The 25,325-nt window shown below is 70.9% G+C and carries 20 protein-coding genes; 11 read left to right on the forward strand and 9 right to left on the reverse strand.

The window, feature by feature from the left end:
- Positions 1-53: 53 nt before the first annotated feature.
- Complete coding sequence (locus M8J73_RS20555; protein WP_055539867.1) at positions 54-2,579, forward strand: glycoside hydrolase family 32 protein; 2,526 nt, start codon at positions 54-56, stop codon at positions 2,577-2,579.
- 203 nt (positions 2,580-2,782) lie between these two features.
- Positions 2,783-3,316: a hypothetical protein gene (locus M8J73_RS20560; protein ID WP_055539866.1), complete on the forward strand. Its 534-nt coding sequence runs from the start codon at positions 2,783-2,785 to the stop codon at positions 3,314-3,316.
- A 79-nt stretch (positions 3,317-3,395) separates the two neighbouring features.
- Here M8J73_RS20560 and M8J73_RS20565 read toward each other — a convergent pair whose 3' ends face one another.
- The 3 genes from M8J73_RS20565 to M8J73_RS20575 are packed head-to-tail and all read right to left on the reverse strand — an operon-like array spanning position 3,396 to position 5,776.
- Positions 3,396-4,175 (reverse strand): enoyl-CoA hydratase/isomerase family protein, encoded by a 780-nt coding sequence (locus M8J73_RS20565; RefSeq protein ID WP_055539865.1) that lies wholly within the window; start codon positions 4,173-4,175, stop codon positions 3,396-3,398.
- Positions 4,172-4,588, reverse strand: a complete 417-nt coding sequence (locus M8J73_RS20570; protein ID WP_249828918.1) for a Zn-ribbon domain-containing OB-fold protein — start codon at positions 4,586-4,588, stop codon at positions 4,172-4,174. Before M8J73_RS20570 ends, M8J73_RS20565 begins: the two co-directional genes overlap by 4 nt.
- Before the next feature lie 39 nt (positions 4,589-4,627).
- Positions 4,628-5,776: a lipid-transfer protein gene (locus M8J73_RS20575; protein WP_055539631.1), complete on the reverse strand. Its 1,149-nt coding sequence runs from the start codon at positions 5,774-5,776 to the stop codon at positions 4,628-4,630.
- Between the two features lie 115 nt (positions 5,777-5,891).
- Between M8J73_RS20575 and M8J73_RS20580 the strand changes: the two genes are divergently transcribed.
- Positions 5,892-7,568 carry a FadD3 family acyl-CoA ligase gene (locus M8J73_RS20580; RefSeq protein WP_274757621.1) on the forward strand — a complete coding sequence of 559 codons (1,677 nt, stop codon included), beginning with the start codon at positions 5,892-5,894 and terminating at the stop codon, positions 7,566-7,568.
- A 416-nt stretch (positions 7,569-7,984) separates the two neighbouring features.
- Here the strand turns inward: M8J73_RS20580 and afsS are convergent, their stop codons facing one another.
- Positions 7,985-8,218 (reverse strand): regulatory protein AfsS, encoded by a 234-nt coding sequence (gene afsS / locus M8J73_RS20585; RefSeq protein ID WP_249828919.1) that lies wholly within the window; start codon positions 8,216-8,218, stop codon positions 7,985-7,987.
- Between the two features lie 208 nt (positions 8,219-8,426).
- Positions 8,427-11,483 carry an SARP-family global regulator AfsR gene (gene afsR, locus M8J73_RS20590; RefSeq protein WP_055539210.1) on the reverse strand — a complete coding sequence of 1,019 codons (3,057 nt, stop codon included), beginning with the start codon at positions 11,481-11,483 and terminating at the stop codon, positions 8,427-8,429.
- 199 nt (positions 11,484-11,682) lie between these two features.
- Here afsR and M8J73_RS20595 point away from each other — a divergent pair, with 199 nt between their 5' ends.
- Both M8J73_RS20595 and M8J73_RS20600 read left to right on the forward strand, forming a co-directional pair.
- Positions 11,683-12,933, forward strand: coding sequence for an amidohydrolase family protein (locus M8J73_RS20595; RefSeq protein WP_055539211.1), 1,251 nt, complete (start codon positions 11,683-11,685; stop codon positions 12,931-12,933).
- Positions 12,934-12,962: 29 nt separating this feature from the next.
- Positions 12,963-13,865 carry an LLM class F420-dependent oxidoreductase gene (locus M8J73_RS20600; protein ID WP_055539213.1) on the forward strand — a complete coding sequence of 301 codons (903 nt, stop codon included), beginning with the start codon at positions 12,963-12,965 and terminating at the stop codon, positions 13,863-13,865.
- A gap of 75 nt (positions 13,866-13,940) precedes the next feature.
- On the opposite strand, the gene M8J73_RS20605 is transcribed toward M8J73_RS20600, so the two are convergent.
- Positions 13,941-15,008, reverse strand: coding sequence for a S1 family peptidase (locus M8J73_RS20605; RefSeq protein ID WP_107423985.1), 1,068 nt, complete (start codon positions 15,006-15,008; stop codon positions 13,941-13,943).
- An 80-nt stretch (positions 15,009-15,088) separates the two neighbouring features.
- Positions 15,089-15,976, reverse strand: a complete 888-nt coding sequence (locus tag M8J73_RS20610; protein ID WP_079054886.1) for an SGNH/GDSL hydrolase family protein — start codon at positions 15,974-15,976, stop codon at positions 15,089-15,091.
- 364 nt (positions 15,977-16,340) lie between these two features.
- On the opposite strand from M8J73_RS20610, the gene M8J73_RS20615 reads away from it, so the two are divergent.
- Positions 16,341-17,045, forward strand: a complete 705-nt coding sequence (locus M8J73_RS20615; protein ID WP_240501321.1) for a helix-turn-helix transcriptional regulator — start codon at positions 16,341-16,343, stop codon at positions 17,043-17,045.
- A gap of 155 nt (positions 17,046-17,200) precedes the next feature.
- Here M8J73_RS20615 and M8J73_RS20620 read toward each other — a convergent pair whose 3' ends face one another.
- Positions 17,201-17,992, reverse strand: a complete 792-nt coding sequence (locus tag M8J73_RS20620) for a hypothetical protein (protein WP_249828920.1) — start codon at positions 17,990-17,992, stop codon at positions 17,201-17,203.
- Between the two features lie 140 nt (positions 17,993-18,132).
- Complete coding sequence (locus tag M8J73_RS20625; protein WP_249828921.1) at positions 18,133-18,870, reverse strand: hypothetical protein; 738 nt, start codon at positions 18,868-18,870, stop codon at positions 18,133-18,135.
- 194 nt (positions 18,871-19,064) lie between these two features.
- Here M8J73_RS20625 and M8J73_RS20630 point away from each other — a divergent pair, with 194 nt between their 5' ends.
- The 5 genes from M8J73_RS20630 to M8J73_RS20650 all read left to right on the forward strand — a co-directional run bounded on the left by M8J73_RS20630 (position 19,065) and on the right by M8J73_RS20650 (position 25,237).
- Positions 19,065-19,820 carry an SDR family NAD(P)-dependent oxidoreductase gene (locus tag M8J73_RS20630; RefSeq protein WP_063799172.1) on the forward strand — a complete coding sequence of 252 codons (756 nt, stop codon included), beginning with the start codon at positions 19,065-19,067 and terminating at the stop codon, positions 19,818-19,820.
- Between the two features lie 146 nt (positions 19,821-19,966).
- Positions 19,967-21,085: an LLM class flavin-dependent oxidoreductase gene (locus M8J73_RS20635; RefSeq protein WP_079054743.1), complete on the forward strand. Its 1,119-nt coding sequence runs from the start codon at positions 19,967-19,969 to the stop codon at positions 21,083-21,085.
- Between the two features lie 61 nt (positions 21,086-21,146).
- Entirely contained in the window at positions 21,147-22,877 is a 1,731-nt protein-coding gene (locus M8J73_RS20640) for an amidohydrolase family protein (RefSeq protein ID WP_055537966.1), read from the forward strand.
- Positions 22,874-24,343: an aldehyde dehydrogenase family protein gene (locus M8J73_RS20645; protein ID WP_055537965.1), complete on the forward strand. Its 1,470-nt coding sequence runs from the start codon at positions 22,874-22,876 to the stop codon at positions 24,341-24,343. The genes M8J73_RS20640 and M8J73_RS20645 overlap by 4 nt, the downstream gene beginning before the upstream one ends.
- Positions 24,344-24,454: 111 nt before the next feature.
- On the forward strand, positions 24,455-25,237 hold the full coding sequence (locus M8J73_RS20650) for a tetratricopeptide repeat protein (protein WP_249828922.1): 783 nt from the start codon (positions 24,455-24,457) through the stop codon (positions 25,235-25,237).
- Positions 25,238-25,325 lie beyond the last annotated feature (88 nt).

The raw sequence follows: 25,325 nt of genomic DNA on the forward strand, positions 1-25,325 counted from the left end.
GGGTCGCTCGCCGCAGGCTGTGCTGCGAGGGCGGCCGCAGCCCAGGAGTCGCCATGAGCTCTGGACGTGTACACCGGCCTGCCCGCGTGCGGACGATCGCGGCGGTGGCCGCCGTCTGCGCCCTGTCCGCCGGCCTGCTCGCCCCTCAGGCCGCCGCGGCCGACGCCCCGCCGTACTCCGAGACCTATCGTCCCCAGTTCCACTTCACTCCGGAGAAGAACTGGATGAACGACCCCAACGGCCTGGTGTACTACAAGGGCGAGTACCACCTCTTCTACCAGTACAACCCGAGCGGCGACTCCTGGGGCGACATGTCCTGGGGCCACGCCGTGAGCACGGATCTCGTGCACTGGACGCAGCTGCCGCTCGCCCTGTCGCACGACGACAAGGAGATGGTGTTCTCCGGCGGTGCCGTCGTCGACACGAACAACACCACAGGGTTCGGCACCAGGAAGAACCCGCCCATGGTGGCGATCTACACCAGGCACGACAGAACCACCGGCATACAGTCCCAGGCGCTCGCCTACAGCACCGACCGCGGCCGCACCTGGACCAAGTACCAGGGCAACCCCGTCATCGACATCGGCTCCCGGGACTTCCGCGACCCCAAGGTCCAGTGGTACGCGCCGACCAAGAGCTGGCTGATGACGGTGTCGCTGTCCGCCGAGCACAAGGTGCGGTTCTACTCCTCCAAGAACCTCAAGGACTGGACCCGGCTCAGTGACTTCGGCCCGGCCGGCGCGACGGGCGGTGTGTGGGAGTGCCCCGACCTGTTCCCCCTCGCCGTCGACGGGGACCCGGACAACGTCAAGTGGGTCCTCGTCGTCAACCTCAACCCCGGTGGTATCGCGGGCGGTTCCGCGGCCCAGTACTTCGTCGGCGACTTCGACGGCACGAAGTTCACCCCCGACGACGACGGCACCTACACCCCGCCCGCCGGGGCCGTCGTGCAGGACTTCGAGGGCCCGGACTTCGGTTCGTGGACGGCCACGGGCACCGCGTTCGGGCCGGGACCCGCGGCCGGGACGCTCGACGGGCAGCAGACCGTCACCGGCTTCGACGGCAAGGGCCTCGCCAACAGCTTCCACGGAGGTGACGCCGCCACCGGCACCCTCACCTCCCCCTCCTTCACCGTCGACAGCCCCTACCTGAACTTCAAGGTCGGCGGCGGCCGGCACCCGCACCGGCCCGGGAAGGTCCTCGCCGACTTCGAGGGCGGCACCTACGGCGACTGGACGGCGACCGGCGACGCCTTCGGCCCGGCACCGGCCACCGGCACGCTTCCCGGCCAGCAGCAGGTCTCCGGCTTCCAGGGCGGCGGCCTCGTCAACACCTTCCTGAACGGCGACGCCGGCACCGGCACCCTCACCTCACCCGAGTTCACCCTCGACAAGCGGTACGTCAACTTCCTCATCGGCGGCGGCAACCACCCCGCCGACTCCGCCAACCCCACCGCCCTGGAACTCCTCGTCGACGGCCAGGTCGTCCGCAGTGCCACCGGGAAGGACGCCGAGGCACTCGAAGCCGCTTCCTGGGACGTCCGGGACCTCGCCGGCAGGAAGGCGCGGATCAGGGTGGTCGACGACAACACGGGCGGCTGGGGCCACATCAACGCCGACCAGATCGTGCTGTCCGACACCCGGGCCCGGCCCGGCTCCCAGGAGACCTCCGTCGATCTGATCGTCGACGGCCAGGTCGTCCGCAGCGCGACCGGCACCGACAGCGAGCAGCTCGACTGGGCCTCCTTCGACATGCGCCCCTACCTCGGCAAGAAGGCGCGGATCCAACTCGTCGACATGAACACCGGCGGCTGGGGCCACCTCCTCGCCGACCGGTTCACCGCAGCCGACGCACCCGCCCTCTCCGTCCTGCGGCGCGCCCACTGGGCCGACCACGGCCAGGACTACTACGCGGCCGTTTCCTGGGAGGACGCCCCGGGCGGCAAGCGGTACATGATCGGCTGGATGAGCAACTGGGACTACGCCGGCGCCGTCCCCACCTCCCCCTGGCGCGGAGCACAGAGCATCCCCCGCCGGATGGCGCTGCGCACCGTCGACGGCCGTGTCCGGCTGACCAGTGAGCCGGTGAGCAGCGTGAAGTCCCTGCGGCAGGCCCCGGCGACCGCGACCCCCGGCATCGTGACGAACACGTCGAAGGCGTTGATCGGTCCCGCCGCGGACGGCAAGGCGCTCGACATCGAGGCCACGTTCTCCGTCAAGGACGCCGCACGCTTCGGTCTCAAGGTGCGCACCGGCGCCGCGGGCGAGGAGACCGTCATCGGCTACGACACCACGACCCAGGAGCTGTACGTCGACCGCACCCGCTCCGGCGCCGTGGACTTCGGCGGCACCTTCCCCGGCATCCAGACCGCGCCCCTGAAAGCGGTGAACGGCAAGATCAGACTGCGGGTCCTCGTCGACTGGTCGTCCGTCGAGGTCTTCGGCGGCAACGGCGAAGCGGTGATCACCGACCAGATCTTCCCCGACCCCGCCAGCCAGGGCGTCCAGGTCTTCGCCGAGAACGGCTCGGTGAAGCTGGACAAGGCCACGGTCTGGCACCTCGCCTCCACCCACGGCTGACGTGACGGCCCTCGTCCACGAACCGGCCGGCTGAGCCGGCCGAAGGGGCGGGGGTGGCATGTCGCCCCCGCCCCCGGAGGGCAACCGCTTGCCCCGAAAAGGGGTGGCCGAATCGCTGCTATCGTGGCGTGCACCTGCCAGCAATTGCTGGCGTTTCGCCATTTCGGCACTCATTTCGCAACGTTTCAACGGGGGGTGAACACGTGAAGTCCCGTCACATCCGTGCCCGTCACATCCGTGCCGTCGCCGTCTTCGGTATCGCCGTCATCGCCCTCACCGGAGCCCGCGGCTCCCACGGCGGCGGCTGCTCGGGCGGCTCGTCCTCGTCCAGCTCGTCCAGCTCCAGCGGCGGCTCCAGCAGCTCCGGCGGCTCCGACAGCAGCTCCTCGTCCACCTCGGGCGGCAGCAGCACCGTGGGAACCGGCGGCTCGTCCAGCTCCCGGCGCGGCGCCGCGAGGGATCTGAAGATCGAGACCTGCACCTACGACAACGGCCTCGTCTCCCGCGTCCGCGCCACCAACAGCAGCTCCACCGCCACGTACTCCTACACGTTCGACCTGGAGTTCACGGACGCGAGCGGCTCCGTGCTGCACACCGCCGAGGATAACCTCATCCCCTCGGTGCCGCCGGGCGAGTCCGCCACCATCGACGTGAAGGCGCCCGCCGGCGCGGTCGAGGACGGCGGCGCGAGCGGCGGCAGCTGCAAGCTGACCGACCTGGAGCGCTCCTCCTTCTGAGCCCCTCCTGAGCTCCTCCTGAGGTACTCCTCCTGAGGTACTCCTCCTGAGGTACTCCTGCTGAGCCCCGCGCCGGGGCTCACCGCACCCGGAATCCGCCCGGCCGGCGTCCGGCGAACAGCTCGGACTGCCGGTCGGCGGGCAGGTTGCCCAGCGAGATCAGGTGCGGCGCGTGCGCCAGGGCGTGCGTCCGCGCCGCCTCCTGGGCCGCCCAGCAGGCCCGTACCGTGCCCTGCACAGCCTCCGTCGGGTACCCGGCGACGACCTCCGCGCACCGCAGGGCCGCCGCCACCGCCTCTCCCGGTTCCGTCACCTCCGACACCAGCCCCACCTCGTACGCCCGGCGCGCCGACATCCGCTCGGCGGTGCCCATCAGCGCCATGCGGGTCGCCTCCCCGAAGGGCATCCGCTGGGCCATGAGGATCGACTCGAAGGCGCTGACCATGCCGTACGTGGTGTGGGGGTCGAAGAACGTGGCCGTCGAGCCCGCGATCACGAACTCCGCCTCACCCAGCAGATAGAACGCGCCCCCACAGGCCATGCCGTCTACGGCCGCGATCACCGGCTTCCAGAGGTCGTTGGCCTTCGGGCCGATCGCGAGCAGCGGATCGTCGATCGAGTAGGGGGAGCCGGGCTGCGGCACCTGGGCCGCCGTGTCGCGGTCGAGGCCCGTGCAGAACGCCCGCCCGCCCGCACCGGTGACGACGACGGCCCGCACGGTGTCGTCGAACCGCACCTCCCGCCAGGCACGGCCCAGTCGCTCGGCCATGTCCGCGTCGATCGCGTTGAGCTTCTCCGGGCGGTCCAGGGTCAGCAGCGCGACGCCGGTGTCCTTGTCGGTGGTCAGGCGCACGGTCATGGGCGCTCCAGAACCCACTGGGGCAGGCCCTCCGGGGTGAACACGGCCTGGACGCGCGCCCCGATGCGGATGCGGTCGGCGGGCACCGAGTCCAGGCGGGCTCCCGCCTCGCTCACCAGGTTGCCGACGAGCCGGATGCGCGGGGCGTCGGCCAGCTCGACGAGGATCACGTTGTACGGGGCCTGCTCGGCGTAGTCCGGGAGCAACGGCGGGTGCGGCAGCACGTACGACCAGATGCGGCCTCGGCCGCTCAGGGGCCGCCACTCGTGGTCGAAGGACCGGCAGTGCGGGCAGCAGGGCCGGGGCGGGAAGCGCGGCTCGTCGCAGTCGGCGCAGGTCTGGACCCGTAGTTCGCCCCGGGCGGCGTACTCCCAGAACGGGGCGCCGTCGACGTCCACGACCGGTGTCAGCATGCCCTCAACTCCTTCAGCTCCGTCAACTCCCCGGTCTTCTCAGTTGCGCAGCAGCAGGGCCGAGGTCGGTACGCCCTCGCCCGCCGTCACCAGGCAGGTCGCGGCGCCGGGCACCTGGGCGGTGCTCGTGCCGCGCAACTGCCGTACGCCCTCGGTGATCAGGTTGAAGCCGTGCACATACGCCTCGCTGAGGCCGCCCCCGGAGGTGTTGAGGGGGAGCCGGCCGCCGATCTCCAGGGCGCCGCCCTCCGTGAAGGCGCCGCCCTCGCCGCGGGCGCAGAAGCCGTAGCCCTCCAGGGAGAGGGGGATGAGGGCGGTGAAGGCGTCGTAGATCTGGGCGACGTCGATGTCGTCCGGGGTGAGGTCCGCGTGCTTCCACAGATGCCGGGCGGCGGTCCAGGCGGGGCCGGTCAGCGGGTCGTCGTTCCAGTAGTTGACCATGCCGTGGTGCTGGGCGGGCAGGCCCTGGGCGGCGGAGTGGACGTAGACGGGGGTCCGGCGGCAGTCGCGGGCGCGTTCGGCCGAGACGAGGACGCACGCCAGCGCGCCGTCCGTCTCCAGGCAGTTGTCGAACAGGCACAGGGGCTCGCTGATCCACCGGGAGGTCATGTACATCTCGCGGGTCAGCGGGCGGTCGTACATGATCGCCGCCGGGTTCTGGTTGGCCCGGTTGCGGCAGGCCAGGGCGACGTTGAAGAGGTGGTCGCGGGTGGTGCCGTACTCGTGCATGTGGCGGCGGGCCAGCATGGCTATCTCGTCGGCGGGCCGCAGCAGGCCGAAGGGTCTCGTCCACTGGGCGGGGGTGGGCAGTTGGACCGTGGTGTTCTTCCACGGGCGGGGGCCCGAGCCGCGTTTGCGGGACCGCCAGGCGACACCGACCGTGGCCTGTCCGGAGGCGATCGCGGCGGCCAGATGCGCGACCGTGGCGCACGAACCGCCGCCGCCGTAGCCGACCTTGCTGAAGAAGGTGAGGTCCCCGAGGCCGAGGGCCTTGGCCACCTCCACCTCGTCCGTCTCCTCCATCGTGTACGAGGCCAGCGCGTCGACCTCGTCCGGCGCGATCCCGGCGTCGTCGAGCGCCGCGAGGATCGCCCGGCACGCCAACGCCCGCTCCGTCTCCGGGAGTTGTTTGGCGAAGGGGGTCTGGCCGATGCCGACGATCGCAGTCGCGTCCTTGAGCACGGCCATGGGAGCCATGGGGGCACACCTCCGCACCGGAGCGTCGCTCGCTGCTGACAGTCCGTCAGGGTACAGCTAATCTGACGGACAGTCAGCTACTGGGATTCGGGTACGGAGGCCGGCTGTGCGCGGTGACTCGGAAGGACGCGGCGACGCGGAGGTACGCGGTGACCTGGAGTGGGGGACCATCCCGGGACTGGTCCGCGCCGCCGCCGAGCGGTACGGCGATACCGAGGCGGTCGTCGAGGGGCGGACACGCGTGTCCTACGCCGAACTCGGCGCACGCGTCGAACGGGCGGCGGCCGCGTGCGTCGCGGCCGGGGTGCGATCCGGCGACCGCGTCGGCATCTGGGCGCCCAACTCCCTGGACTGGATCACCGCCGCGCTCGGCGCCGTCTCCGCCGGGGCGGTGCTCGTCCCGCTCAACACCCGCTTCAAGGGCGCCGAGGCCGCGGACGTCCTGGCCCGCAGCCGGGCCAAACTCCTCTTTGTCACCGGCACCTTCCTCGGCACCTCCTACGTGGCGTCGCTGCGGCGGGCGGCCGGGCAGGGGGTGCTGCGGCGGACGGCGGGCCCGGCGGTGGTGGGCGGCGGACCGCTGCCCGGCCTCCCGCACCTGGAACAGGTCGTCGTCCTCGCCGACGACGCCCCCGCCGACTTCCGCACCTGGAAGGACTTCCTCACGGGCGGCGACGGCATCCCGGCGGCGACGGTACGGGCGCGGGCGGCGGCACTGGACGGCGACTCACCGTCCGACATCATCTTCACCTCCGGCACGACCGGCCGCCCCAAGGGCGCCGTCATCACCCACGCCCAGACCCTGCGCGCGTACGAGGTGTGGTGCCGGCTGGCCGGGCTCCGTCGGGGCGACCGCTATCTGATCGTCAACCCCTTCTTCCACACCTTCGGCTACAAGGCCGGGGTGATCGCCTGCCTCATGCGGGGCGCGACGATGATCCCGCAGCCCGTGTTCAACGTGAAGACGGCCATGGCCAACGTGGCCGCCGAGCGCGTCTCGGTCCTCCCCGGCCCGCCGACCCTGCACCAGTCGCTCCTGGACCACCCGGACCGCGACGACTACGACCTCTCCGCCCTGCGCCTGGTCGTCACCGGCGCCGCGGTGGTCCCGCTGCGGCTCGTCGAACGGCTGCGCACGGAGCTGCGCGTCGAGACCGTCCTCACCGCGTACGGGCTGTCCGAGGCCAGCGGCATCGTCACGATGTGCCGGCGCGGCGACGAGCCGTCGGTGATCGCCTCGACCTCCGGACGGGCGGTCCCCGGCACCGAGGTACGGGTCGTGGACCCCTCGGGCGCCCCGCTGCCGCCCGGCTCCCCCGGCGAGGTCCGGGTCCGCGGCTTCAACGTCATGCGCGGCTACTTCGAGGACCCCGCCGAGACCGCCCGCGCCGTCACGGACGACGGCTGGCTGCGCACCGGTGACGTCGGTGTCCTCGACGACGCGGGCAACCTCCGCATCACCGACCGGATCAAGGACATGTTCATCGTGGGCGGCTTCAACGCCTATCCCGCCGAGATAGAGCAGCTCCTCGGCCTCCACCCGGACGTCGCCGACGTCGCCGTCATCGGAGTCCCCGACGCCCGCCTCGGCGAGGTCGGCAAGGCCTTCGTCGTCCGCCGCCCCGGCTCCCTCGTCACCGCCGACGACCTCATCGCCTGGGCCCGCCGCGAGATGGCCAACTACAAGGTCCCGAGGACGGTCGACTTCGTCGGCGAACTCCCGCGCAACGCGGGCGGCAAGGTCGTCAAGGGCGAACTCCGGTCACGGCGCCGGGTGATGTGATCCCCCACCGGGCCCTGAACCCCGGTCCGGCCCCCGGTCCGGCCCCCGGACCCAGACCCCGGCCCCGGACCCTCGGATCCCGGTCCCCGGTCCGTCGGTCCCCGGTCCGTCGGCCCCCGGTCCCCGGACCCTCGGACCCTCGGACCCCGGTCCCCGGAACCGGACCCCGGACCCTCGGATCCCTGGATCCCGGACCCCGGTCCCCCGGTGCCTCGGACCCCGGTCCCCCGGTGCCTCGGACCCCGGTCCCCGGATCCCGGCCCCCGGATCCCGGCCCCCCGGCCCCACACTCCGGCCCCCGGCGGGCAGCGGTCCCCCCGACCGCCGCCCGCCCCGGATGTCCGCCCCCGCACACGACTCGGCCGCGGTGGCTCCCCCTCCGTGCCACCGCGGCCGATCCCCGTCGGGATGGAGGTCTACTTGCCGCCGCCCAGGTTCAGGGCGGGCGGGGCCGGCGCGTGGTTGTCGAGCGTGGTGATCGTGTCGTCGACCGGCGGCGCGGGCGCGTGGTTGTCGAGCGGGGCGACCGGGTCGCCCTTCGGCGGGGCCGGCGCGTGGTTGTCGAGCGTGGTGATCGTGTCGTCGGCGGGCGGGACCGGCGCGTGGTTGTCCAGCGCGGCGTTCTCCGGCTTCTTCTTCTTGTCGCTCATGCTGACGAACTCTCCCCTGGTTCGAGTGAAGGCTGTACGGGCCCCGGTCCGGCGGCTCCCCCGAGGGGTCGCCGGACCGAGGCCGGGTCGGCCCTCACACAGGATCGTGAGGGCCGAGGACCCGCCTGCCCCCCGACGCGACGGATCACTGCGCTGAGCATGTCAGGCCTGCATAAACAATCGATGAACGCCCCCGCCCACGAGGGCCTCAGGCCGCGGGGGCCGGTGAGAGCAGTGCCCTCACCTCGGCGGCCTCGGGGGCGCCCGCCTGCTCGTACAGGGCCAGGGCCTCCCGCCAGCAGGCGCGGGCCCGGTCCGCCTGGCTGAGGGCGTCCAGCGACCGCCCCAGAGCCGTCAGGACGTTGGCCCGCATCCGGTCGCCGCCGATGCAGCCGATCGCCAGGGCCTGTTCGGCGTGCTGGGCCGCCCTCGCCGGGCGGTGGCCCGCCAGATGGGCCTGGGCGATACGGAAGTGCGTCGTCCCCTCCCACAGGCGCTGACGGTTCGTCCGGAACATCTGCAGGGCCTCGCCCAGTTCGTCCAGCGCCTCGGAGGTGCGCTCCGCCTCCGTGAGGGCGAGCCCCAGGGCGTAGCGCGCGTTGGCCAGCCGCAGGGTCAGCCCCAGGCGGTCGTACAGGTCGATGCCCTGCTGGGCGAGGGTGATCGCGCGGCCGGTGCGGCCCATGGCCAGGTGGACCCGGGAGAGGTTGCACAGCGCGCTCGCCTCCAGCGGCTGGTTGCCCGCCGCCCGCGACCCCTCGATGGCCGCGAGGAGGCAGGCCTCGGCGTCGGCGTTGCGGCCCTGGATGAGCGCGATGATCCCCCGGTCGTTGCTCGCCCAGTACAGGGCGGTGGGGTCCCCGACCTGCTCGGCCAGGTGCACGGCCCGGCGCGCCTCGTCCTCCGCGTCGTCGTAGCGTCCCGCCACCAGGTGGACGTTGATCAACGTCGTCCGGGCCCGGCCCTCCGTACGGGGGTCGCCTGCGGCGCGGGAGGCGTCCCTGGCCGCCAGCGCGGCGGACTCGTACTGCTTCGAGTTCGCCCCCGACTCACCGAGGTCCTTGGCGGCCCACAGCAGGTCCACGCCCCGGCGCAGCCGGTCGGTGGCGAAGGCCTGGCGGGCGCAGGCGAGCAGGCAGTTGGCCTCCGAGTACAGCCAGTCGAGGGCCTCCTGCCGGCCGGTGAAGCGCAGCCCCGGGTACTCGGTCGGCTCCAGGTCGTCCGCCAGCCGGTCCCCGGGCCGCTCGATCGCGTACACCTCCGCCGCCGTCGCCAGATAGAAGTCCAGCAGACGGGACATGGCCGCGTCCCGCTCACCGGGCGGCTGCTCGTCCCGCTCCGCGCAGGCACGCGCGTAGAGCCGGACCAGATCGTGGAAGCGGTAGCGGCCGGGAGCGGCGGACTCCAGGAGGGAGGTGTCGACGAGGATCTCCAGCAGGTCCTCGGTGTCCTCCGGGGAGAGGTCCAGGACGGCGGCCGCGGCGGCGAGCGAGATGTCCGGGCCGTCGGCCAGGCCCAGCAGACGGAAGGCACGGGCCTGGGCCGTCTCCAACTGGCCGTAGCCCAGTTCGAAGGTGGCCTTCACCGCCAGGTCGCCCGCCTGGAGCTCGTCCAGCCGCCGGCGTTCGTCGGCGAGCTTCGCCGCGAGGACGGACACCGTCCAGGTTCTGCGGGCGGCGAGGCGGGACGCGGCGATACGGATGGCGAGCGGCAGGAAACCGCAGGCGGCGACCACGTCGAGGGCGGCCTTCCGCTCGGCGGCGACCCGCTCCTCGCCGACGATCCGGGTGAACAGCTGGAGCGCCTCGTCCGGGGACATGACGTCGAGGTCGACGAGGTGCGCCCCGGCCAGGTCGACCATGCGCACCCGGGCGGTCACCAGGGCCGCGCAGCCCGCGGTACCGGGCAGCAGGGGCCGGACCTGGGCGGCGTCACGGGCGTTGTCGAGGAGGACCAGGACCCGGCGGCCGTCCAGGACGGACCGGTAGAGCGCGGAGCGCTCCTCCAGCGAGTCGGGGATGGCCGAGTCGGCGGTGCCGAGGGCCCGCAGGAAGGAGCCGAGGACGGTCTCCGGGTCGGCGGGCCGGGCGCCGGCGCCCTGGAGGTCGACGTACAGCTGTCCGTCGGGGAAGGCCGGCCTGGCCTGGTGGGCGACGTGCACGGCGAGGGTGGTCTTGCCGACACCGCCGATGCCCGCGAGCGCGGAGACGGCCATGACCTGGCCCTCGGCGGCGGACGCCGCCGACAGCACCTCGCTCAGCTCCGACACGAAGGAGGACCGGCCCGTGAAGTCCGGCACGGTCGCCGGGAGCTGGGCCGGGCGCACGGCGGTCGCGGAGGGCTCGGCGGCGAGCGGGGCGGAGGGCTCGGCGAGGGTCGGGTCGGCCCGCAGGATCCGCTGCTGGAGTTCGCGCAGGCCGGGGCGCGGGTCCACGCCGAGTTCGTCGGCGAGCAGGCGGCGGGTGTCGGCGTACACGGCGAGGGCCTCGGCCTGCCGGCCGCTGCGGTAGAGGGCCAGCATGAGCAGTTCCCGCAGCCGCTCCCGCAGGGGGTGCGCGGCGGTCAGGGCGGTCAGCTCGGACACGGCCTCGGCATGGCAGCCCTGCTCCAGGTCCATGTCGAGCCGGGACTCGACGAGTTGGAGCCGCCATTCGTCGAGGCGGGCCCGCTGGGTCTCCGCGTACGGGCCGGGGACGCTCGCCAGGACCTCGCCGTCCCACAGGCCGAGCGCCTTGTTCAGCAGCAGACGGGCCTGGTACAGGTCCCCGGAGCTCTTGGCCTTCTCCGCGTCGGCGGCGAGGTCCTGGGCGACGGCGAGGTCGAGCGCGCCACCGGACAGGGAGCGGATCGCGTAGCCGCCGGACTCGCTGACCAGGACGTCGGGGGAGAGTGCCTTGCGCAGCCGGGACGCGTAGGTGCGTACGGCGGCCAGCGCCTGGGACGGCGGGTCGTCGCCCCACAGCGCGTCGATCAGTTCGCTCGCCGTGGCGGTACGGCCCTCACGGAGCAACAGTGCCGCCAGCAGGGCGCGTTGCTGCGGTGAGCCGGTGGCGAGGGGCTCGGGGCCGCGCCAGGCCCGTACGGGTCCGAGCACGCTGAACCGGAGCCCCGCGGCGGTCCCGGCCTCCGGCTCCGGCGCGGCGGCGCCCTCCGGATCCGGATCCGTCGGTCCGGGCGCCGACGGCGGAATCCGCTCTTCCCCGGAACCCCGCTGTTCCGGCACCCGCGGCTCACCAGCCTCCGGCACTCGCGACTCACCGCCCATCGATGCCCCCCAAGGCCCTCTGATATCCAGGCCAGTTTGCCTTGTTCATGGCAGATACGTCAGCCGTGCGAGACCCCGATCACAGGGAGCCGTCCGGGATGTCACCAGGTCCACACAACCTCTCCTCGACTCTCCGGGAACGGGGCAATGACCGCCACGGGAGCTGACGATCCGTCAGATCGGCGCTACCGTGGCGCACATGGAGACCATGGAGAGCGAGACGGTATTCCCGAAGATCATCTCCGTCGACGACCACACGGTGGAGCCCCCGCACGTCTGGCAGGACCGGCTCCCCAGGAAGTACCGGGACATCGGCCCCCGGATCGTGCGCGCGCCGCTGAAGGAGATGACGTTCCTCGGCGGCCGTTTCCGGCCCGTCATGGGCGCCCCCGGAGACGACGGCCCCATCGGCGACTGGTGGGTGTACGAGGACCTGCACCGCCCCCTGACCCGCCTCGACACCGCCGTCGGCTACTCCAGGGACGAGATCAAACTGGAGATCATCACCTTCGAGCAGATGCGCCCCGGCTCCTACGACGTGGAGCAGCGCCTCGCCGACATGGACGTCAACCACGTCCAGTCCGCCGTCTGCTTCCCGACCTTCCCGCGTTTCTGCGGCCAGACCTTCACCGAGGCCGCCGATCACGAGCTGGGTCTGCTGGGCGTGCAGGCGTACAACGACTGGATGGTGGAGGAGTGGTGCGGGCCGAAGGCGCGCGGCCGGCTCATCCCGCTCACCCTCATCCCCCTGTGGGACGCCGAACTCGCCGCCGCCGAGGTCCGCCGCAACGCCGCGCGCGGGGTGCGTGCCGTCGCGTTCTCCGAGATACCGCCGTATCTGGGTCTGCCCTCCGTCCACACCGACGACTGGGACCCCTTCTTCGCCGCCTGCGACGAGACGGGCACGGTCATCGCGATGCACATCGGCTCCAGCAGCCGGATGCCGTCCACGTCCGCCGACGCGCCGCCCGCCGTCGGCTCCACCATCACCTTCGCCAACTGCTGCTTCTCGATGGTCGACTGGCTGATGAGCGGCAAGTTCGAGCAGTTCCCGAACCTCAAGGTCATGTACGCCGAGGGCCAGATCGGATGGATCCCCTACATCCTGGAGCGGGCGGACGTCGTCTGGGAGGAGAACCGGGGCTGGGGCGGCGTCGCGGACAAGGTGCACCGACCTCCGTCCGAGCTGTTCACCGAGCATGTCTTCGGCTGCTTCTTCGACGACGCGTTCGGCCTGCGCAACCTCGACGCCATCGGCGTCGGCAACGTCCTCTACGAGACGGACTACCCGCACTCCGACTCCACCTGGCCCAAGTCGCGGGAGGTCGGCGAGGCCCAGATGGGACACCTCGCCCCCGACGTCGTCGACCGGATCGTCCGCCGCAACGCCATCGACCTGCTGGGCCTGACCGACGAAGGGCTCTGGCCGGGTCCGGGGAGCACGGCGTGAACGGGACCGGCGCGTCCCTCGCCTACGGGATGCAGCTGCCCGTCCAGTCGCAGAGCACCCTCTACGCCGAGCCGTGGGAGGCGGACGCCGGGCCCGAGGACCTGGTGGAGATCGCGCGGGCCGCCGACCGGGCCGGGTTCGCCTACATCGCGAGCTGCGACCACGTGGCGATCCCCCGGCGGCTCGCGGACGCGATGGGCACGGTCTGGTACGACCCGGTGGCCACGCTCGCCTACCTGGCCGGCGTCACCGAACGGGTCCGCCTGCTCAGCCATGTCGCGGTCGTCGGGCTGCGGCATCCGCTGCTGACGGCGAAGCAGTACGCGACCCTCGACCACCTCGCGGGCGGACGCCTGATCCTCGGGGTGGGCGCCGGGCACGTGCGGGAGGAGTTCGAGGCGCTCGGCGTGGACTTCGAGCGTCGGGGGGCCGTCCTGGACGAGTGCGTCGACGCGCTGCGGGCGGCGCTCGGCCCGGACGAGTTCCCCGCCCACCACGGGAAGGCGTACGACTTCGAGGACCTGGGCCAGCGGCCCCGCCCCGCGCAGGCCCGTGTCCCGCTGTGGGTCGGCGGCTCCTCCCCGGCGGCCGTCCGCCGGGCCGCCGTCCGCGGCGACGGCTGGCTGCCGCAGGGCGACCCGCGCGACCGGCTGCCGGGGCAGATCGCCCGGCTGCGGCGGCTGCGGGAGGAGGCGGGGGTCACCGACCCGTTCACGGTCGGCGCGATCACCGAGCCGCTGTACATCGGGGAGCCGGACTGGGACGTCGGCCGCCGCACGCTCAGCGGCCCTCCGGAGGCACTCGCGGAGTCGCTCCGGGGGTACGCGGCGATGGGCGTGGACCAGATCCAGATACGGTTCCGCAGCCGTGGACGGGCCGAACTCACGGACCAGATCAGGGAGTTCGGGGAGCGGGTGGCTCCGCTGCTGTAGGAGCCGCCTGCCCCTGCCCCTGCCCCTGCCGACGTCGTGCGGAGCAGGGTGACTTCACCGGCCTCGCCTCACGGGTCAGGAGGAGACCTTGAGGAAGACGTCGTCGAACGGGTTGGTGCTCTTGGCGGGGGTGTCGGACAGGGGTATGTGGTAGGCGATATTGGTGGATCCCACCTTCTCACCGCATACGTTCTTGCCGTTCTGCTTTGTGGTGAGTCCTCCACTGTGCACGGCTACGGCGTTGACAGGGGTGTTGCTGCCCGCGGCCGGTTGGGTGAAGACAGGGGAGCCACTGTCACCGGGTTCCGTGCACAGATCGCTCTGGATCACATTGGTGATCTGTGTGCTCGGGCGTATCAGTCTTCCCGTCGCGTCATTCACCTGCGCATAGGTGACCCGGGTGTTCACCAGAGTCACCTTCCCGCAGGTCGTGCCGGTGGTGATGCCGTGTTTGCACACGGCCATACCGACCGTGGGTTGGGTGATCCCCTTGACCGGGTGGGCCCCGTCATCGGCGATGACCTGAGGCAGCACATTGTCGGTGTCGGTGCTGTTGTCGAGTGAATAGACACCGTGATCGGACGGGCCGTAGTTGAATTCGAACCCGGTTGCCGCCACGGAACCGATCCGGACGGTCTGCTGGGTGGCGGGAGTCGCGGCGTCGAAGCAATGTCCGGCGGTTACGAAGCCCGACTTCCCGTTGACGAGCCCGACAGGAAAACCCGCGGTGCAGCCCACGGTCCCGACGTTGCCGATACCTGCCCCGCCGCTCACGTCGATGTTCGGCAGCGGCGCCGTACTCTTCTCGACCGTGACCGTCACATCGTCACCGAGTTTCAGTGTTCCGGTCACGACATCCGGCAGACCCTTGGGGGCGAAAAGGGACACCCCGATCCGGTCGGCGACCGGATCGATACCGACCGAGAAGCCGTCCAGCCCCGGTATCTTGGCGGCCGCGATGAGCTCGAACACCTCGTCGCGGCGATTGGAATCAGCCGCCAGGGTTCTGGCGGTACTGGTGGTACCGCCTTCCTCGGTGGCGACACTCACGCCGGCGATGCCGATGACCGTGAGGAGCCCCATACCCAAGGCGGCTGCCTTGACGGGCCGAGAGCGTCTGGCGTGCGTCCGTTTCAGGGGCATGAGTGGCTGAACTCCTTACAGAATGGGATGCGGACCGGAATGATCGGTCCTCAGGGTCGACGGCTGGTTTCTTCGGCTGCTTATGACGGCCCGGTGGTGAAGCCCGTGGCGGCGTCGAAGACGGCATCGGCCATGGCCGCCTGGCCGTTGGCGTTGGGGTGGTAGGCCGCCCCGGTGTCCAACTGCGCGATGCCGTCGCTCACCTGATTGATCCACCGGTCACCGGTGTCACACACCCGGTGGGTGTTGAACAGGCCGTCCGGGTCGGCGTACTGGACCCGGTCGCTGGCCGCCGCCACCTCACGTATCAGGGTGTTCATCGACTCCTGAAGGCTCCGCATCTGGTCACGGTTGTCCTCCGAGATGGCCAGGGCGCCGCACGACCCGGTGGCGAAGATCTTCGGATACCCGGAGATGACGATGTTGGCGACCGGAGCCTGCTTGCGTATCGTGCCGAGAAGGTCGGTGAGCGGCTGCCGCAGCGCTGAGATCCTCGGGCCGACCTCGTTCAGCGCCTGGGTGCAGGTGACCGAACCATTCAGGACACAGGTGGTCGCGACGCTGGCGAAGTCCACATCGTTCCCGCCGATGGTGATGGTCACCATCTCGACGGAGCCCGTGATGAACTCGAGTTGGTTGTTGATGACGTCCTGGATCTTGGCCCCCGTGCATGCACGGTTGACGATGCTGGACGATATGGACGGCTGCTGATCGGCCTTGTACTTCGCGAAGAAGAGCGCCGGATACGCGGAGTCGCTTCTCTTGCAGGTCTTGTCCGCATAGGTACTGCTCGCGCCGTGGCCGGAGGAGTACGAATCTCCGAGCGCGACGTAGTCGAGGGTGCCGTCGACGGTGCTGTCGGCGTTCGCCGCGAAAACGACGACGCCCGACAGTCCGACTGCGGTCAACAAGCCGGCGAACAACCGCAGCCTGCTCCGCCGCTTGTTACGCGATCTGGTGCCCGCCATCAGTGAACTCCTCGCTTTCCACGGGACATTCCACCCTCGGCAGCGGTTATCCGGCACATATCCGAGAGGGTCATCGTGAACCTAGAAGGCGAAGACGCCGCGGCGACAGGGTCAAATGCCTCTACCCTCCGGTAACCATTGGGCAAGCTGCGTGAAGGCCAAGACAAGAGCGGGCGCACGGGCGGAGTGGGTTCCCTTTTTTCCGTCGGGCAGGACCGGGAGAAGGCCCCTGACCTCGGCTTTCGGACAGCAGTCGCGCGTTGGGTGCGTCGTGCGGGCGGACACTTCTCCTTGAAAGTTCGAACAATCGACGCCCGAGCCACGTATGTACGTTCGTCATGGCTTCGGCGGAAGGACACGCGAAGTGCGATCCCCCCAGCACGTCCTCACTTCCCAGCGCATCGGCACCACCGTTTCCGCAGTGCAGCCGCGTGGACTGACCATCGCTCTCGCATCCGCGGAGGGTGACTGGCCGCACGCCGACTGGCCCGCGCCCGACGATCCGTACATCGCGCGCGCGGTGCCGATGGCGCCGCCCTACCGCGGCCTTCGCGTGTCCGGCGCGGACGTCGTGGTCCTGCACTGCGCGGACCCGTGCGACTCCCTTCCGGAGCTGCTGAAGGCGATGGGGGACATGAGCGTGCCGGTGATCCTGATGACGCCGTGCCGAGACTCCGAGACGATCGTCCAGGCGTTCCGCGGCGGGGTCGGCTATCTGGTGGAGGGCGACTTCTGCTCCCGCATGCTTTCCTCGGCCGTCATGGCCGCGACGGTCGGGCACACCTATCTGTCCCCTGACGCCTGTGCCGCCCTCCGTGACGAGGCCCGGCCGACGCCGGACGGCGGGGAGGCGGTGGAGCGGCTGCGGTCGCTGGTCTCGCCCCGGGAACGGCAGATCATGGAGCTCCTCTCCACCGGCCTCGGCGCCCAGGAGATCGCTCTGCGCTTAGGGCTGAGCGAGAAGACCGTCCGCAACAACCTCAGCAACATCTACGCCAAGCTCGACGTCCGAGGAGGCACGGAAGCGGTCCTCAAGTGGCTGGGCGCGGCCCCCTCGGTCCGCGTGTGAACGCACCCCTTCGCAAATGAGAACGAGCCTCCACGTCCACGCGGAGGCTCGCCCGAATCAGCCGACCGGTGGCCGAAGTTCACACCGGCCGGCTTTCCGTCATTTTCTTTTCAGGGTTTTCCGGGGCTTCGGATTCGACTTCGAAGCCGCATCGGCTATTGCACGGAGACATCCGAGAGCGACACCTCGACATCGGTCACGTTCTCGCCGCCCTGACCGAATCCGGGTTCCGCGCGGGCGCTGTTCTCGCTGTTGATGATGCCGTTGGCCTGAGGCGTGCCACACTTCACATTGCGCAGCCACAGCCGGCCGTCCGGGGTGCCGCTCTGCAGCAATTGCGGGTAGAAGACGTGCACGGTGGTCGCGCCCTCGCTGGGGGAGAAGAAGACCTTCTGGCCGTTCTGCTCCTCCTTGTACGTGGCCTTCAGGAACCCGCTCACGTCGGTGCGCTTGTGGGACCACATGAAGAAGGCGATGTGGTCCGGCTGCACGGTGTCGCTCCGGGTGAAGGAGAACGAGGACGTGGTGTCGTCACGCTTGATGTTGATCTCCTGCGTGGCGAACTTGACGCCGATCTCGAAGAACGAGTTCCCGAGCTTGGTGCTCCCGTCGACGCTGAAGCCGTCCTCGAGTTGGATGGTGCGGGTCACGGAGGCCGTTCCGCTGAAGGACTTGGTCGCCGCGGTGGTGCTTCCGCAGTTGTCGCTCACGCTGGTGACCCGCTCGTTGGGGCCGAGGCTGTCCCGCTTGACCTGGACGTCGACGAACTCGCAGTTCTCCAGTTTGTCCGAGTCCGTACGGCAGTCCGTGGCCACCTCGTTCGGCGTGGCGGCACCCGCGCTGTACATCAGCGGGACGGCCATGCCGAGGGCGGCGATCGGGGCCAGCGCGAGAGTGATGCGCTTCTTCTTGCTGCGGTGGTTGCCGCGGCGCCCGGTGTTCGTCATGCGTGTCTCCTGCAGGGGTGATCGAGCGGAAAAGGGCTGGTGGGGAGGTGTTCCCGGGGAGGGGGGAGCACCGTGGGGAGGGGGGAGGCGGTGCGGATCCCGTGGGGGTGTCTTCGGGTTCGGGGGCCGGCCGGTGCCGGTCAGCAGTCCTCCAGCACGACCTTGGAGGTGCCGTCCGCGAGTCCGGGCGTGCCCGCGGCGCTCGCCAGGATCACCGGGCCCTCGACGACCTCCGGGGCGACGAAGTTCTGCTCCGGGGTGGCGTTGGTGGTGGTCGTCGCCTCGCGGGCGTCGACGTGCACGCGCCACTCGCCGGTCATGCGCTGGATCTTCGGCGTGAACGTCACATGCATGACCTTGCCGACGGGCACTTCCCGCTGCTCGGACTCGCTGGCCGTGGCCGTCTTGACGGTCATGTCCAGGGTGCCCTTGTGCTTGACCCAGGAGCCGCTGAGAGCGCCGAAGAGGCCACCGAGCGCGCCCTGCTGGGTGGAGGTGTACTTGCCCTGGCCCTGGCCGATCGCCTTCGAGAACTCGGTCGTCACCTTCGCCGGCGCGGTGGCGTTCGGCTCGCAGTTCGGGAAGTCGACGGTCACCTTCTCGGTGGGTCCGTCGAATGTCTCGAATTTGGTCTCGACGAAATCACAGGTGTCGGACTCGAAGCCGTCTCCGAGGCCGCCACCGAAATCGGCGGTGGTCTGCTTCTTCCCGTTCAGTACCGCCGCCCTCTCGCACTTCCGCATGATCTGGTCGGCTGTCAGTTCCTCGGCGGCGTTGGCCGAAGGAAGCAGTACGGCGGCAGCGGCCGCGCCCGTCACGAGTGAGGCGCCGATCGCGACGTACCGGACCTTCTTGTTCTTGAACCGCCTCTTCGCCATCTTGCGTTCACTCCTTGGGGGTGGCTTTACCTTCCGGTGGAGAATTATTGGTCTCTACAAAGACTCTCGACAGAGTCAAATATCCCTACTGGCCGGTCACTTGGGTCGCATATGCAAGCGTCTCGTGCTCACCTGACGGATCGTCAGTTCAGCGGTACGCTGACCTCGGCCAACGCCGCGCGAAGGGAGTCCACATGGGCAAGCTCGACGGACGTGTCGTCCTCGTCACAGGCGCCGCACGGGGGCAGGGGGAACAGGAGGCCCGGCTGTTCCGGGCGGAAGGGGCCCGGGTCGTCGTCGCCGACGTCCTCGACGACCAGGGCGAGGCCCTCGCCAAGGAGATCGGCGCCCTCTACGTCCACCTCGACGTGGGCCGCGAGGAGGACTGGACGGCCGCCGCGGCCGCCGCCAAGGACGCGTACGGCCGGGTCGACGGGCTCGTCAACAACGCCGGAGTCCTGCGCTTCAACGCCCTCGTCGACACCTCCCTCGATGAGTTCACGCAGGTCGTACGGGTCAACCAGGTCGGCGTCTTCCTCGGGATCAGGACCCTGGCCCCCGAGATCGAGGCGGCCGGCGGCGGCACCATCGTCAACACCGCGTCCTACACGGGCCTGACCGGCATGGCCTACGTCGGCGCCTACGCCGCGACCAAGCACGCCATCGTCGGCCTCACCCGGGTCGCCGCGCTGGAACTCGCCCGCAAGGGCATCCGGGTCAACGCCGTCTGCCCCGGCGCCGTCGACACCGCGATGACCGACCCGGGCGAGGGGGTGTCCGCCGAGACCATCGACAAGCTCTACCGCAAGCGGATCCCGCTCGGCCGGATCGGCCGCCCCGACGAGATCGCCCGCCTCGCCCTCTTCCTCTCCTGCGAGGACTCCTCCTACATCACCGGGCAGCCCTTCGTGATCGACGGTGGATGGCTCGCCGGGGTCAGCCTCCTCTGAACTCCCGCCGACGGTCGAGCTGACGGTTCATCAGCTATTGACGCTCCACGGGGCCGGTGGAACAGTCGGCCGTATCAGAATCTGACGCATCGTCAGAAAGGCTGTGCCGCCGGCGCGGCCACGGGCTGTGGGGACGGTGAACCTCCGTGGAATTCGGGCTCTTTGTACAGGGGTACGTGGGCAAGCGGGCCGAGACCGACCCGCTCGCGGAGCACAAGGCGCTGATGGAGGAGACCGAGTACGTCATCCAGGCGGACAGGTCCGGCTTCAAGTACGCCTGGGCCTCCGAACACCACTTCCTGGAGGAGTACTCGCACCTCTCCGCCAACGACGTCTTCCTCGGCTACCTCGCGCACGCCACCGAGCGGATCCACCTCGGCTCCGGCATCTTCAACCCGCTCGCCCAGGTCAACCACCCGGTGAAGGTCGCCGAGAAGGTCGCCATGCTCGACCACCTCTCCGAGGGCCGCTTCGAGTTCGGCAGCGGCCGCGGCGCCGGCTCCCACGAGATCCTCGGCTTCATCCCCGGCGTCACCGACATGAACTTCACCAAGGAGATCTGGGAAGAAACCATCGCCGAGTTCCCCAAGATGTGGCTCCAGGACGAGTACGTCGGCTTCCAGGGCAAGCACTGGTCGCTGCCGCCGCGCAAGGTCCTGCCCAAGCCGTACGGGAAGTCCCACCCCGCGATGTGGTACGCCGCCGGGTCGCCGCCGTCGTACGCCATGGCCGCGCGCAAGGGGCTCGGTGTGCTCGGCTTCAGCGTGCAGAAGGTCTCCGACATGGAGTGGGTGCTGGAGCAGTACAAGACCGCGGTCGTCGACGCCGAACCCATCGGCGACTTCGTCAACGACAACGTCATGGTGACCACCACGGCGATCTGCGCGCCGACGCACGAGGAGGCCGTACGGATCGCCGTGGACGGCGGTCTGCACTACCTGCCGTCGCTGGTGTTCCGCTACCACGACACGTTCCCCCGCCCCGAGGGGTTCCCGGTGTGGCCCGAGACGCTGCCGCCCTACGACGAGGAGTTCATCGAGCTGCTCATCGCCGAGGAACTGCTGATCTGCGGGGACCCGGACGAGGTCCTCACCCAGTGCAAGCGGTGGGAGCAGGCCGGCGCGGACCAGCTGAGCTTCGGACTGCCGGTGGGGGTGCCCAAGGAGGAGACGCTCCAGACGATCCGGCTTGTCGGGGAGCACGTCATCCCGAAGATCGACACGGACCCCGTGCACCGGACGTCGCGGTTCCGGGCGGCCGGGTGAGGCTGCCCCCGACGGCTCGCCGGCACCCCCATCGTCCCCAGGCACCCGGAAGGAGCGAGGCATGCTCGACCATGTCATCAAGGGCGTGACCGTCGTCGACGGGACCGGCGCGCCCGCCTACACCGCCGACGTGGGCCTGCGCGACGGCCGTATCGCCGTCATCGGCACCGTCACCGAACAGGCCCGTACCTCCGAGGACGCGGCCGGGCTCGTCCTCGCCCCCGGCTTCGTCGACCCGCACACCCACTACGACGCGCAGCTGTTCTGGGACCCGTACGCGACGCCCTCCCTCAACCACGGGGTGACCACGGTCGCCGGCGGCAACTGCGGATTCACCCTGGCACCGCTCCACCCCGACCGGCCCGAGGACGCCGACTACACCCGCCGGATGATGTCCAAGGTCGAGGGGATGGCGCTGGTCGCGCTGGAGGAGGGTGCCCCCTGGAACTGGCACGGCTTCGGCGAGTACCTCGACGCCCTCGACGGGCGGATCGCGGTCAACGCCGGGTTCATGGTGGGGCACTGCGCGCTGCGGCGGTACGTGATGGGACCGGACGCGATCGGCGGGCAGCCCACCGAGGCGCAGCTGGCCGACATGGTCCGGCTGCTGCACGAGGCGATGGAGGCGGGCGCCTGGGGCCTGTCGACCACCCAGTCGTCCTCGCACAGCGACGGCGACGGCAAGCCGGTGGCGTCCCGGCACGCCCGGCCCGCCGAGCTGATCGCCCTGTCGAAGGCCGTGGGCGAGCACGAGGGCACCCAGATCGAGGCGATCGTCGCGGGCTGCCTCAACCAGTTCAGCGACGAGGAGATCGACCTCTTCGTCGAAATGAGCTCGGTCGCGGGACGCCCCCTGAACTGGAACGTCCTCACCATCGACGCGGCCGTCCCCGAACGGGTGCCCAGGCAGCTGGAGGCCAGCGAGCGGGCCCGCAAGGCGGGCGGCAGGGTCGTCGCCCTGACCATGCCGATCCTCACCCCCATGAACATGTCCCTCGGCACCTTCTGCGCGCTCAACCTGATCCCCGGCTGGGGCCCGGTCCTCGGTCTGCCCGTGCCCGAGCGCATCGAGCGGCTCCGCGACCCGGAGGTCCGCGCCGAACTGCTGCGGCGCGCCGACAGCAAGGAGGCGGGCGTCTTCCGGCGGCTCGCCAACTTCGGCCGGTACGTCATCGGCGACACCTACAGCGCCGCGAACGAGGGCCTCACCGGACGGGTCGTGAGGGACATCGCCGCCGAGCGCGGCCAGGACCCCTTCCACTGCCTGGTGGAGATCTGCGCCGCCGACGACCTCCGTACGGTGCTGTGGCCCATGCCCACCGACAACGACCCCGCTTCCTGGGCGCTGCGCGCCGAGACCTGGCGGCACGAGGACGTCCTCCTCGGAGGCTCCGACGCCGGCGCCCATCTGGACCGCATGTGCGGCGCCCCCTACACCACCCGGTTCCTCGGGGACTGTCTGCGCGGCCGGAGGCTCGTCGGCCTCGAACAGGCCGTGAAGATGCTCACCGACGACCCCGCGCGGCTGTTCGGGCTCCGGGAACGCGGGCGGATCGCGGAGGGCTGGCATGCCGACCTCGTCCTCTTCGACCCGCAGCGGATCGACGCCGGCAAGGCCACCCTGGTGCACGACCTGCCGGGTGACAGCCCGCGCCTGGACTCCAAGGCCCTCGGCGTACGGGCGGTCTGGGTCAACGGCGTCGAGACCATCCGCGACGACGTGGTGACCGGGGCCGTGCCCGGCACGGTGCTCCGCTCGGGCCGCGACACCCGCACGGTGAGCACGAGGTGAGCACCGGGGCAGGCTCCCCGGAGCGGCAGCGGCTGTTCATCGGCGGCTCCTGGCTGGAGCCCGTCGACGGGCACTACGAGGTGATCGACCCGGCGACCGAGGAGGTCGTCGGGCTGGCGCCGGAGGCCTCCCGGGACCAGGTGCACGCGGCCGCCGCCGCGGCCCGCGAGGCCCTCGGGGCATGGTCGCGGACCTCCCCCGACGAGCGGGCCTCCGTCCTGGCCCGCACGGCGGAGCTGATCCGCGCCCGGCTCGTCCCGTACGCCGACCTCGCCGGGGCCGAGTCCGGCGCGACCACCGGCACCGCGCGGGGCATGCAGGTCGGGGTGGCCGCCGCCCGTTTCCAGCGCTACGCCCGGCCGGAACCGGCGGAGGAACCGATCGCCCCCCAGGTCAACGAGGCGGGCCCGTTCGGCCGGGCGGCCGTGATGGGCGCCGTCGCCGTACGGCAGCCGGTGGGTGTCGTCACCTGCATCACCTCGTACAACAACCCGTGGGCCAACCCGGCGGGCAAGATCGCGCCCGCCCTCGCCATGGGCAACACCGTCGTCGTGAAACCCGCGCCCCAGGATCCCCTGTCCGTGTACCGCATGGCGGAGGCCCTGGAGGAGGCCGGGATCCCGCCCGGCGTGGTGAACGTGGTGAGCGGCACCGGCCCGCGGGCCGGCGAGGCGGCCGTGGACTCGCCCGACGTCGACATGGTCAGCTTCACCGGCTCCACGGCGGTCGGCCGGCGCATCGCGGAGGTCTGCGGGCGCGACATGAAACGCCAGCTGATGGAACTGGGCGGCAAGGGCGCGGCGATCGTCTTCGACGACGCGGACGTGCCGTCGGCGGTGGCCGGCATCGGCACGACCTTCTCCTTCTACAGCGGACAGATCTGCACCGCGCCGACCAGGGTCCTCGCCCAGCGGGGCGTCTACGACCAGGTGGTGACGCGGCTCGCCGCGTACGCGTCGCGGTTGCCGGTCGGCGACCCCCGCGACCGGGGCACCGTCGTCGGCCCCGTGATCTCTGCGGCCCACCGCGACCGCGTCGAGTCCTACGTCGAACTGGGCCGCAAGGAGGGCGCCCGCGTGGTCACCGGCGGCGAACGCCCGCCGGCCGACCGGGGCTTCTACGTCGCCCCCACCCTCCTCGCCGACTGCACGGCCGACATGAGGGTCGTCCGCGAGGAGATCTTCGGCCCGGTCGTGGTCGTCCTCCCCTTCGACGACGAGGAGGACGCCGTGAGACTCGCCGACGCCACCGACTACGGCCTCATCGACTACGTCTGGTCCGGCGATGTGGCCCGTGCCTTCCACGTGGCCCGGCGCCTGCGCGCGGGCGGCGTCGGCGTCAACACCGTCGGCCGCAACATGGAGGCGCCGTTCGGCGGCTTCAAGAAAAGCGGAGTGGGACGCGACGTGGGCTCGTATGCCCTGCACGCCTACAGCGAACTCCAGGCGATCGTCTGGGCGGGGTGAGGGAGAGGGGAGGGCTGGGGCGGACAGCAATCACCAGCGGGCATCTCAGCGGTCGCCGGTCGTCAACTGCGCGCTCTTCCGCCGGACTTGCCGGGCCGCAATGATGTTCGAATGCAGCGAGTGTCGAAGTCATGGCGTTGGCCGGTGGGCGGGCTCGTGGTGGCCGGCGCGGGCGCCCTGTTCGTACCGATCGGCGGACTGATCTGGGTCCATCTGCTGATCTCCCTGGGCGCGGTCGTCGTCCTCGTCCGGATGGCGAACCGGGAGGTGCCGTTCCCGGTGGCCCTGGCGCAGCTGCGTCTCGGCGGCGACGATCCGGCCGTACTGCGCGCCCGCGCCCTGTCGGCCGCCATGTCCCTGCAGAGGGGACGGCCCGACATCGCCCTGTACCGGCTGAACTCCGTCCTACCGGATCTGACCCGCGTCCTGGGCGCCGCCCACCCCGACACCCTCTCGACCCGTCTGCTGAGCCTCCAGATCCGGGGCGAGACGGGCAACCTGCCCGACCGTCTCACCGCGATACGCGAACTGATCGGCGAGATCACCCCCGTCCTCGGCCCCGGCCACCCCGACACCCTGGCCGCCCGGCAGTGCCTCGCGGAGTGGCTCGGCCAGGACAGCCGCACCGAGGAGGCCGAGGCGGCGTACGAGGACGTCATCGCCGCCGGCACCGAGCACCTCGGCGCCGACCACAACCTCGTGCTGATCGCCCGCAGCTCCCTCACGATCCTGCGCTACGACCGCACCGGCCCCGACAACGGGGCGGCCGTCGACGACATGGCCGCGATCGTCGCCGCGATGGAGCGCACACTGGGCGCCGCCCACCCGACCGCCGCCGGCACCCGCCGGCTCCTCACCCAGTGGCAGAACGCACAGGCGGGCAGCGGCGCGTGACGCATAGCATCCGTGTGCGGACCGTGGAGGGGGGCGAGGGCATGACGACGACCGGGGCGCGACCCTCCTCGTACGGACCGTGGAGGGG

It is taken from the genome of Streptomyces neyagawaensis (genome assembly GCF_023516595.1).
Lineage (GTDB): Bacteria > Actinomycetota > Actinomycetes > Streptomycetales > Streptomycetaceae > Streptomyces > Streptomyces neyagawaensis.

Bases quoted from the DNA above. Each gene is read 5' to 3' on its own strand.
- M8J73_RS20610 (WP_079054886.1), bottom strand. From the start codon at position 15,976: ATGGCGGGCACCAGATCGCGTAACAAGCGGCGGAGCAGGCTGCGGTTG.
- M8J73_RS20600 (WP_055539213.1), top strand. From the start codon at position 12,963: ATGCAGCTGCCCGTCCAGTCGCAGAGCACCCTCTACGCCGAGCCGTGG.
- M8J73_RS20630 (WP_063799172.1), top strand. From the start codon at position 19,065: ATGGGCAAGCTCGACGGACGTGTCGTCCTCGTCACAGGCGCCGCACGG.
- M8J73_RS20570 (WP_249828918.1), bottom strand. From the start codon at position 4,588: ATGCTGACACCGGTCGTGGACGTCGACGGCGCCCCGTTCTGGGAGTAC.
- M8J73_RS20575 (WP_055539631.1), bottom strand. From the start codon at position 5,776: ATGGCCGTGCTCAAGGACGCGACTGCGATCGTCGGCATCGGCCAGACC.
- afsR (WP_055539210.1), bottom strand. From the start codon at position 11,483: ATGGGCGGTGAGTCGCGAGTGCCGGAGGCTGGTGAGCCGCGGGTGCCG.
- M8J73_RS20595 (WP_055539211.1), top strand. From the start codon at position 11,683: ATGGAGACCATGGAGAGCGAGACGGTATTCCCGAAGATCATCTCCGTC.
- M8J73_RS20565 (WP_055539865.1), bottom strand. From the start codon at position 4,175: ATGACCGTGCGCCTGACCACCGACAAGGACACCGGCGTCGCGCTGCTG.
- M8J73_RS20605 (WP_107423985.1), bottom strand. From the start codon at position 15,008: ATGCCCCTGAAACGGACGCACGCCAGACGCTCTCGGCCCGTCAAGGCA.
- M8J73_RS20625 (WP_249828921.1), bottom strand. From the start codon at position 18,870: ATGGCGAAGAGGCGGTTCAAGAACAAGAAGGTCCGGTACGTCGCGATC.
- M8J73_RS20650 (WP_249828922.1), top strand. From the start codon at position 24,455: ATGCAGCGAGTGTCGAAGTCATGGCGTTGGCCGGTGGGCGGGCTCGTG.
- afsS (WP_249828919.1), bottom strand. From the start codon at position 8,218: ATGAGCGACAAGAAGAAGAAGCCGGAGAACGCCGCGCTGGACAACCAC.
- M8J73_RS20640 (WP_055537966.1), top strand. From the start codon at position 21,147: ATGCTCGACCATGTCATCAAGGGCGTGACCGTCGTCGACGGGACCGGC.
- M8J73_RS20620 (WP_249828920.1), bottom strand. From the start codon at position 17,992: ATGACGAACACCGGGCGCCGCGGCAACCACCGCAGCAAGAAGAAGCGC.
- M8J73_RS20555 (WP_055539867.1), top strand. From the start codon at position 54: ATGAGCTCTGGACGTGTACACCGGCCTGCCCGCGTGCGGACGATCGCG.